We start from the raw sequence: 7422 nt of genomic DNA, 5'->3' as shown, positions 1-7422 counted from the left end.
AGATGTGTATAAGAGACAGGGGTGGGGGGTCAGGCCGGGAAGCGGCGGAGGTACTCCTCGAGGGAGTCGTCCGGGCGGTCCATCCACGGCACCGGGTGCGCCGCGGCCAGCGTGCCGGTCACGGTCGAGCGGTGCCGCCGGTCGCGGAACGTCCGGACGTCCTCGATCCGGGCGTCGCGCATCTCGAGGAAGGTGCGGGCCACCGCCTCGACGTCCACCTCCGGGCAGTCCGTGTGGGAGGACAGGTCCTGGATGTACGCGCCCTGGTAGGCCAGCGCGGCCGGCGGCCCGTCGATCCGCGTCATCCGCTCGAACCAGGCGTCCATGTCGGCCCGACGCTCCTCATCGCCGGGCACCGGGACGCGGCCGAGCAGCACGTCGCGGGCGAAGAAGGCCTGCGCGTCCAGGAGCGTCAGGGTGAACAGCTGCTGGGTGGCACCCAGGTAGAGCACGCGCGGGTCGGCGTGCCAGACCACGCCCTTCCACAGCCCGAACGGGGCCAGCAGGTTCGGGCCGGCCAGCGCCAGCTCGCCCGGCAGGAAGGGGTAGTGGTGGCGGTAGCCGGTGCACAGCAGCACGGCGTCGTACTCGGCGGTGGAGCCGTCCGCGAAGGTGACCTCCGCACCGTCGAACCCCTGCACCTCGGGGGCCTCGTCCATGCCGGCCGGCCACGCGATGTCCTGCGGGCGGGCACGGTAGGCGGTGGTCACGTGGGCGGCGCCGGCGCGGTGCAGCTGCAGGGCCAGGTCCTGCCCGGAGTAGGAGGAGCCCACCACGAGCACGCGACGGCCCGTGTACGGCTCCGGGCTTCGGTAGTCGTGGGCGTGCTGGACCTGCCCGGGGAAGGTCTCCACGCCGGGCCAGGACGGCAGGTGCGGGGTGTGGAAGTGCCCGGTGGCCACCACGACGCGGTCGAACCGCTCGGTGACGGCCTCGCGCGTGACCAGGTCCTCCGAGGTCACCCCGAACCCGCCGTCGTCGAGCGGCTGCACCCAGCGGACGGCCGTGGCGAACCGGATCTGCGGGCGGATGCGCCCGGCCACCTCGGCCACCCGGCCCACGATGTAGTCCCGCATGGCCTCCCGCGGGAGGTACGAGGACACGGCGCGGCCGAAATGCGCATCGAACGGGTAGTCCGGGTACTCCATGCACTCCTTGGGCCCGTTGATCCACAGGTCCCGGTACATGGCGGAGTGCACGGGCTCGCCGTGGCGGTCCGCGCCGGTGCGCCAGTCCAGGTTCCACTGGCCGCCCCAGTCGTCCTGGCGCTCGAACGCCACGACCTCCGGGACCGCCGCCCCCGCGTCCTCGGCCAGGGCGAGGCTCCTCAGCAGGGCCATGCCGGACGGGCCGGCTCCGATCAGGGCGACGCGCTCACGCATGGGTGTCCTTCCGAGAGTGGGGGTGGGGCGGCTCGGCCCGACCGTAGCACCGGCCCCCGCGAATCGACTGCGGTTCTGACCCTTCTCCGGGGTGGAACGGCCGCCAGAAGGGTCACAAGTGCAGCGGGCCACCCGCACCATGATCGACCCGCCGAACGGGGCGCGGCGGACAAGGGTCACGGCCGCCACGGCCATGAGTCCGAGGCCGTAGAGGAGGCCGGCCGGGTCCCACATGCCCAGCACGACGCCGGACCCGGCGTCGGCAAGGTCGGCATCGTGCCGGGCGAAGACCTCCTGGGCCAGCTGGAACGCGATGCTCCGGGGAGTACTCCCAGCTTCCTCTACGGCATGCGATACTCCCATCATTCATTACTCAATTCACGCGCCGTGCATGGCAGCCGTTGGCCACAACGGCATGTGACATCACTGCGCCCTCCCGAAGGAGCATCGTGGCCCGCAAGAGCAATCCTGTGTATTACGACGCCAACGGCAATGTCGTGCAGCCCCCCGCGAAGAAGAAAGGGGGGTGTCTCAAGTACGCCCTGATCGGCCTGCTCGCCCTGATCGTGATCGCCGTCCTCGCCTCCATGATGGGCGGCGGTTCGAACAGCACCTCGGAGGGGGGCGGAGAGGCCGCCTCCCAGGGCGAGACCAGCTCCAGCGACGAGGCAGCCAAGGTCGGCCTCGGCCAGGAGTTCACCGTGGGCGACTGGGCCACGACCGTTGAGTCGGTCGATACGCCCGTCGCGAGCGTCGGCCCGTCCGGCTTCTCCACGGAGGCCCAGGGCGAGTTCGTGCCCGTGCAGATCAGCGCGAAGAACAACGCCAAGGAGGAGCGGACGTTCTTCGCCGACAGCGTGAAGCTCGTCAGCGCAGACGGGGCCGAGTACAGCTACAGCACGGACGCATCGATCTACGGCACCGAGAACGGCATGAACATCGAGCCGACCAACCCGGGCAACGTGGCCAGCGGCTACCTGTGGTTCGACGTTCCGGCAGGGACCGAGATCACCCAGGTCAAGGTCTCCGGGGGCGGCCTCTCCCTCGATCAGCCGGTGGTCGTCGAGCTCGACTGATCAGCGCGCAGACGAGGCCCCATGTCCTTCCCGGGCATGGGGCCTCGTGCGCGCTGTGAACGTTGCGCTCAGAGCGGCCTGCCCTCGGCGAGGTCGGCGTCCTCCTGGGCGAGCTTGAACGCGATGTTCGCCGCCGGCACGGAGGCGTAGACCGCGGTCTGCAGGAGGATCTCCTGGATCTCCTCCCGGGTCAGGCCGTTGCGCAGGGCGGCGCGCGGGTGCATGGCGCACTCGTCCCAGTAGCCGCCGGCCACCATGGCGGAGATGGTCACGGCTGAGCGCATCCGCCGGTCCAGACCGGGCCGCGTCCAGATCGTCCCCCATGCGTAGCGGGTGATCAGGTTCTGGAAGTCCTCGGTGGTGGCGTCCTTCCTCGCCTCGGCGCGGTCCACGTGGGCGTCGCCCAGGACCTCGCGGCGCACGGCCCTGCCCGCGTCGAGCACCTCCTGGGAGGTGCGGTCCATGTCGTGCCCGATGGGCTGCTCGGCGCTCATGCGCAGTCTCTCCTCGTGGTGGGGGCGTCGTCGTGCGGGGCAGGGCGGGAGGCTGCTCTTATAAACATCTGGCTTCAGGAGGGTGGTGGTGACACGGGGGGTGCTCATGGGCGGTCCTTCCTCTGCGGCGGCGCCGCATCCCGAGGGGCGCGGCCGGTTCTGACGGAGATGGTCTCAGGTGCGGGGCGGCGTCGTCGTGCCCCGGCGGGCGGCGAGGAGGCGGTCCACGAGGGCCTCGGCCTCCCCCGTGTAGGCGGCGGGGTCGAGGAGGTCGTCGAGGCGGGCGTCCGGAACGGACTCCGGGACCGCCGCGCGCAGCAGGGCGCGGAAGTTCCCCTCGCACGCCAGGGAGCGGTCCACGACGTCCTGGATCAGCCGCTTCCCGGAGCCCGGCTCGCCGGAGGCCTCGTCCAGCTCCGGAGCCAGCTCGGCCATGATCCGCTCGGAGACGAGCAGCGGGCCGGTGAGCTCCAGGTTGCGCCGCATGCGGTCCTCGTGGACGCGCAGGCCGGAGACGAGCTCGCGGGTCAGGGCCGCGGTCCCGCCGGCCACCCGCAGCAGGCGGCGCAGCGCGGGCCACTCGGCGTGCCAGGCCCCGTCCGGGCGCTCGTCGTCCGCGGCGCCGGCCGCCGTGTACACCCGCGCCGCGAGCCCGGGGGCGGACAGCGCGGCGGAGCGGATCAGCACGGAGAGCACGGGGTTCTGCTTGTGCGGCATCGCGGAGGAGCCGCCGCGGCCGGCCGCAAGCGGCTCACCGAGCTCGCCGTTCTCGATCCGCGCCGATGTCAGCACGTCGTTGGCGATCTTCCCGCACGCGGCCACGACGTCGGCCAGGGCCGCGGCCACGCCCGTGACGGCCATGCGGTTCGTGTCCCAGGGCCCGGCGGGGGCGGCGAGGCCCAGCTCGGCGGCGAGGTCCTCGACCAGGGTGAACGCGGTGACCTCGGGGCCGAGGGTCCCCGCGCGGTGCGCGCGGTCGACGTGCCCGGACAGGGAGGCCAGGGTGCCGGCGGCGCCGCCCCACTGGACGGGCAGGTCCGCGACGGCGGCGGCGAGCCAATCCGCGGCCTGGCCGAGGCCGTCGAGCCAGTTCGCGGCGCGCAGCCCGAAGGTGGAGGGCAGGGAGTGCTGGGCGAGGGATCGGGCGACCATCGGCGTCGAGCGGTGGGCGCGGGCCAGCTCCGCAAGCGCGTCCTGCGCGGCGGCGAGGTCCTCGGCCAGGATCGCGCCCACCCGGCCCACCATGACCATCAGCGCGGAGTCCACGACGTCCTGGCTCGTGGCGCCCAGGTGCACGGCGCGGGAGCCGGCCGGCAGCTGCGCGCGCAGCGCCTTCAGCGCCGGGATCAGGGGGGGGTGCCGCCGCCCTGGGCCGCGCGGGCGAGCGCGGCGAGGTCGTAGGCGTCCGGGTCGCCCGCCGCCGCGGCGGCCGCCGCCTCCGCCTCCGTGGCGAGCCCGTGCCGGGCGAGCACGCGCACCCATGCCGCCTCGACGTCGAGCAGGTGCCCCAGGAAGGTGCGGTCCGCGGTGGCGGCCTCCGCCCGACTGCCGGCCCAGGCCGGATCCAGGAGGCCGACGTCGGCGACGGCGGCGAGGTCGGCGGCGGCTGAGGTCATGGCGGGCTCCTGGGGTCGGAGGGGTGGGATCGGGCTCCGGAGGCGGCGTCAGGCCCGACCCGTCCCGCGTGTGGGAGGGGCCGGGCCTGCGGCCGAGGCCGGCGTCAGTCGAGCTCGGGGTACTCGATGCCGGGGAACTGCAGGAACACGGTCTCCTTCGGTGCGTGCTCCCCGGGGCCCTGGATCCAGATGTCGAACTCGAGCGAGCCGTCGTCGTTCCGGGTGCCGATCAGGGTGCGACGGCGGTCCTCGTCGAGGGAGGTCAGGAACGCGTCCTGCACGATCGCCTCGGCGTCCTCGGGCAGGTACACGCGGGTGTGCAGCTTGTTCAGCAGGCCGCGGGCGAACACGACGACGTGGATGAACCGGGCGCGGTCCTCGTTCACCACGCCGGGCTCCACGGTGGAGAAGGTGTAGCGGCCCGCGTTGTCCACGGCGCAGCGGCCCCAGCCGGTGAAGGTGAAGCCGTCCTGGACGAGGGAGCCGTCCTCCTGCGAGATGACGCCCTCGGCGTCGGCCTGCCAGATCTCGATCATGGCGTCCGGGATCGGATCGCCGTTGCCGTCGTAGACGGTGCCGAACAGGCGCATCGCGTCCGCGCGGCCCGCGGGGACCAGCTGGTGGCCGTCGCGCCACGGCAGGTGGACCTGCTCGTAGCCGTTCGCGTAGCCGAAGAACGGGCCGATGGTCTGGCCCGGGGTGGGGACCAGCCTCCCGTCGGCGGTGCGCTCGGTGGTCTCGTCGATCCGCATCAGTGATCGCCCTCCTCGTCTTCCATCCAGGTGCGGTGGCTGCCCGTGAGCACGATGTCCCACCAGTAGCCGGTGTTCCACTCGTGGCTGGTCACCGAGTGGTCGTAGGTGGCCACGAGCCGGTCGCGGGCGGCCTGGTCCGTGATGCCCTGGTAGATCGGGTCCAGCGGGAACAGCGGATCGCCCGGGAAGTACATCTGGGTGATCATGCGCTGCGTGAAGTCCGTGCCGAACAGGGAGAAGTGGATGTGCGCCGGGCGCCACGCGTTGCGGTGGTTCTTCCACGGGTACGGGGCCGGCTTGATGGTGGTGAACTCGTAGGTCCCGTCCGCGCCGGTCAGTGTGCGGCCGATGCCCGTGAAGTTCGGGTCCAGCGGCGCGGGGTGCTGGTCCCGCTTGTGCACGTAGCGGCCGGCCGCGTTGGCCTGCCAGATCTCCACCAGCTGGTGGCGCACGGGGCGGCCGTCGTCGTCGAGCACGCGGCCGCGCACCTTGATGCGCTCGCCGATCGGCTCGCCGTTCTGGCCGACGGTCAGGTCCGCCTCGAGCGGGTGCACGTCGCGGTGGCCGAAGGCCGGGGACCACAGCTCCACGGTCTCGGGGTCGGCGTGCACGAGCGACTTGGTGGGGTGGCGGAACACCGACGAGCGATAGGGCGGGAAGTCGAGCCGCGGCTGGGTCTCGCCCTGGGCCTGGGCATGGACGGCCGCGATCTCTTCACTGATCTGCCCCTGCGAGTCGCGGGTGGCGGCTGGATCGAGCACGTGGGCGCTGTCGAACGTGTCGTCGTCCTTGGCCTGGGCGGCGATGCTCACGTCGGCTCCTTTCTCTGCGGGGTCGGGGATCGGTCGGGCTCAGGCGGAGGGCCAGCCGGTGTACTGCTCGGCGAGGAACTGCCGTCCGTAACGGGACTGGACCACGTTGCGGAGCTCACCGCGCACGCGCATGTCCTCGAACTCCGAGGCGTCCGGGCGGGCGTGGAGCATGGTGGTCATCCAGTAGGAGAAGTTCTGGTCCTTCCACACGCGGGTCAGCGCCGTCTCCGAGTAGGCGTCGAGCAGGTCGCGCGAGCCCGTGGCGGCCCACGACTCGAGCGCCTCGGCCAGGACGCGCACGTCCGCGAAGGCGAGGTTCAGGCCCTTCGCCCCGGTGGGCGGGACGGTGTGTCCGGCGTCGCCGGCGAGGAAGACGTTGCGGTGACTCAGCGGTGTGCGCACATAGGAGCGGAAGCCGAGCACCGTCTTGTCGATGATGGGGCCGGTCTTGAGGGTGAAGCCGTCCGGGCCGGCCACGATGCGCTGCAGCCGGTCCCAGATCCGGTCGTCGGACCAGTCCTCCACGCGGGTCGAGGGGTCGCACTGGAAGTACATGCGCTGCACGGTCTCCGAGCGCTGCGAGATCAGGCCGAAGCCATGCTCGGAGCGGGCGTAGATCAGCTCAGGCGAGGACTTGGGCGCCTCGGCGAGGATGCCGAACCAGGCGAAGGGGTACGCGTGGAAGTGGTCCTCGCCCTCGGTGTCGCGCTGGAGGGCCTTGCGGACGGTGGAACGCGAGCCGTCCGCGCCCACGAGGATGTCGCAGCGCAGTTCCTCGACCGGCCCCTCCTCGCCAGCGGCCACGGAGCGGAACCGGACGCCGGGGGTGTCCGAGTCGACGTCGAGCACCTCGAGCACCTCGGTCTCGAAGCGGACGTCGCCGCCGTCGCGCCGCCGCGCCGCGGCGAGGTCGACGAAGACCTCGTTCTGCGCGTACAGGGTGACCGTGGCACCCACGAGCTCCGGGAAGTCCAGGGCATGCGACTCGCCGTCGAAGCGCAGGATGATGCCGCGGTGCTCGTCGCCCACCGTCCTCACCCGGCCGTCGACGCCCATGTCCGTCAGCATCTCCACGCTGGGCTGCTCGAGGATGCCCGCGCGGTGGGTGTGCGCGATGGTCTCGGGGTCACGGGACTCGAGGACGACGTTGTCGATCCCCTGCCGCGCGAGCAGGTGGGAGAGCATCAGGCCGGCGGGCCCGCCGCCGACGATGCCGACGCGGGTGCGGGTCACGGGGGGCTGGGTCATGGCGTCCTTTCCGGGGGACGTCACCGGTCGGGCCGGGCG

Annotated in this window: 8 protein-coding genes; 1 reads left to right on the top strand and 7 read right to left on the bottom strand. The window is 72.3% G+C overall.

The genetic code is table 11. The features are described 5' to 3' along the window. Positions 1-29 precede the first annotated feature (29 nt). Positions 30-1748: an NAD(P)-binding domain-containing protein gene (locus tag J1M38_RS00850; protein WP_197459296.1), complete on the bottom strand. Its 1719-nt coding sequence runs from the start codon at positions 1746-1748 to the stop codon at positions 30-32. Between the two features lie 83 nt (positions 1749-1831). Here J1M38_RS00850 and J1M38_RS00845 point away from each other — a divergent pair, with 83 nt between their 5' ends. Continuing rightward, positions 1832-2458, top strand: coding sequence for a DUF4352 domain-containing protein (locus tag J1M38_RS00845; RefSeq protein WP_129867092.1), 627 nt, complete (start codon positions 1832-1834; stop codon positions 2456-2458). Positions 2459-2526: 68 nt separating this feature from the next. Here J1M38_RS00845 and J1M38_RS00840 read toward each other — a convergent pair whose 3' ends face one another. The 6 genes from J1M38_RS00840 to J1M38_RS00820 all read right to left on the bottom strand — a co-directional run bounded on the left by J1M38_RS00840 (position 2527) and on the right by J1M38_RS00820 (position 7383). Then, the gene (locus J1M38_RS00840; RefSeq protein ID WP_044658774.1) at positions 2527-2952 is read right to left on the bottom strand and encodes a carboxymuconolactone decarboxylase family protein; all 426 of its coding nucleotides are present in this window, start codon (positions 2950-2952) and stop codon (positions 2527-2529) included. 174 nt (positions 2953-3126) lie between these two features. Next, entirely contained in the window at positions 3127-4248 is a 1122-nt protein-coding gene (locus J1M38_RS00835) for a lyase family protein (RefSeq protein WP_237069072.1), read from the bottom strand. 50 nt (positions 4249-4298) lie between these two features. Beyond that, a complete protein-coding gene (locus J1M38_RS11865; RefSeq protein WP_237069073.1) occupies positions 4299-4568 on the bottom strand; it encodes a hypothetical protein in 270 nt (89 codons plus the stop codon). Between the two features lie 104 nt (positions 4569-4672). Then, a complete protein-coding gene (pcaG, locus tag J1M38_RS00830; RefSeq protein WP_020625037.1) occupies positions 4673-5320 on the bottom strand; it encodes a protocatechuate 3,4-dioxygenase subunit alpha in 648 nt (215 codons plus the stop codon). Next, positions 5320-6135, bottom strand: coding sequence for a protocatechuate 3,4-dioxygenase subunit beta (gene pcaH, locus J1M38_RS00825; protein ID WP_044658773.1), 816 nt, complete (start codon positions 6133-6135; stop codon positions 5320-5322). Before pcaH ends, pcaG begins: the two co-directional genes overlap by 1 nt. Positions 6136-6174: 39 nt before the next feature. Continuing rightward, positions 6175-7383 (bottom strand): 4-hydroxybenzoate 3-monooxygenase, encoded by a 1209-nt coding sequence (locus J1M38_RS00820; RefSeq protein ID WP_036316631.1) that lies wholly within the window; start codon positions 7381-7383, stop codon positions 6175-6177. Positions 7384-7422 lie beyond the last annotated feature (39 nt).

This window comes from Micrococcus sp. KRD070 (assembly GCF_017168435.1).
GTDB lineage: Bacteria > Actinomycetota > Actinomycetes > Actinomycetales > Micrococcaceae > Micrococcus > Micrococcus luteus.
This window is presented reverse-complemented; position numbering and strand designations above follow the sequence as displayed.

What these genes read in the sequence shown, in the direction of transcription:
- J1M38_RS00850 (WP_197459296.1), bottom strand. Translation starts at nt 1,748, where the DNA reads ATGATGGGAGTATCGCATGCCGTAGAGGAAGCTGGGAGTACTCCCCGG.
- J1M38_RS00840 (WP_044658774.1), bottom strand. Translation starts at nt 2,952, where the DNA reads ATGAGCGCCGAGCAGCCCATCGGGCACGACATGGACCGCACCTCCCAG.
- J1M38_RS11865 (WP_237069073.1), bottom strand. Translation starts at nt 4,568, where the DNA reads ATGACCTCAGCCGCCGCCGACCTCGCCGCCGTCGCCGACGTCGGCCTC.
- pcaG (WP_020625037.1), bottom strand. Translation starts at nt 5,320, where the DNA reads ATGCGGATCGACGAGACCACCGAGCGCACCGCCGACGGGAGGCTGGTC.
- J1M38_RS00820 (WP_036316631.1), bottom strand. Translation starts at nt 7,383, where the DNA reads ATGACCCAGCCCCCCGTGACCCGCACCCGCGTCGGCATCGTCGGCGGC.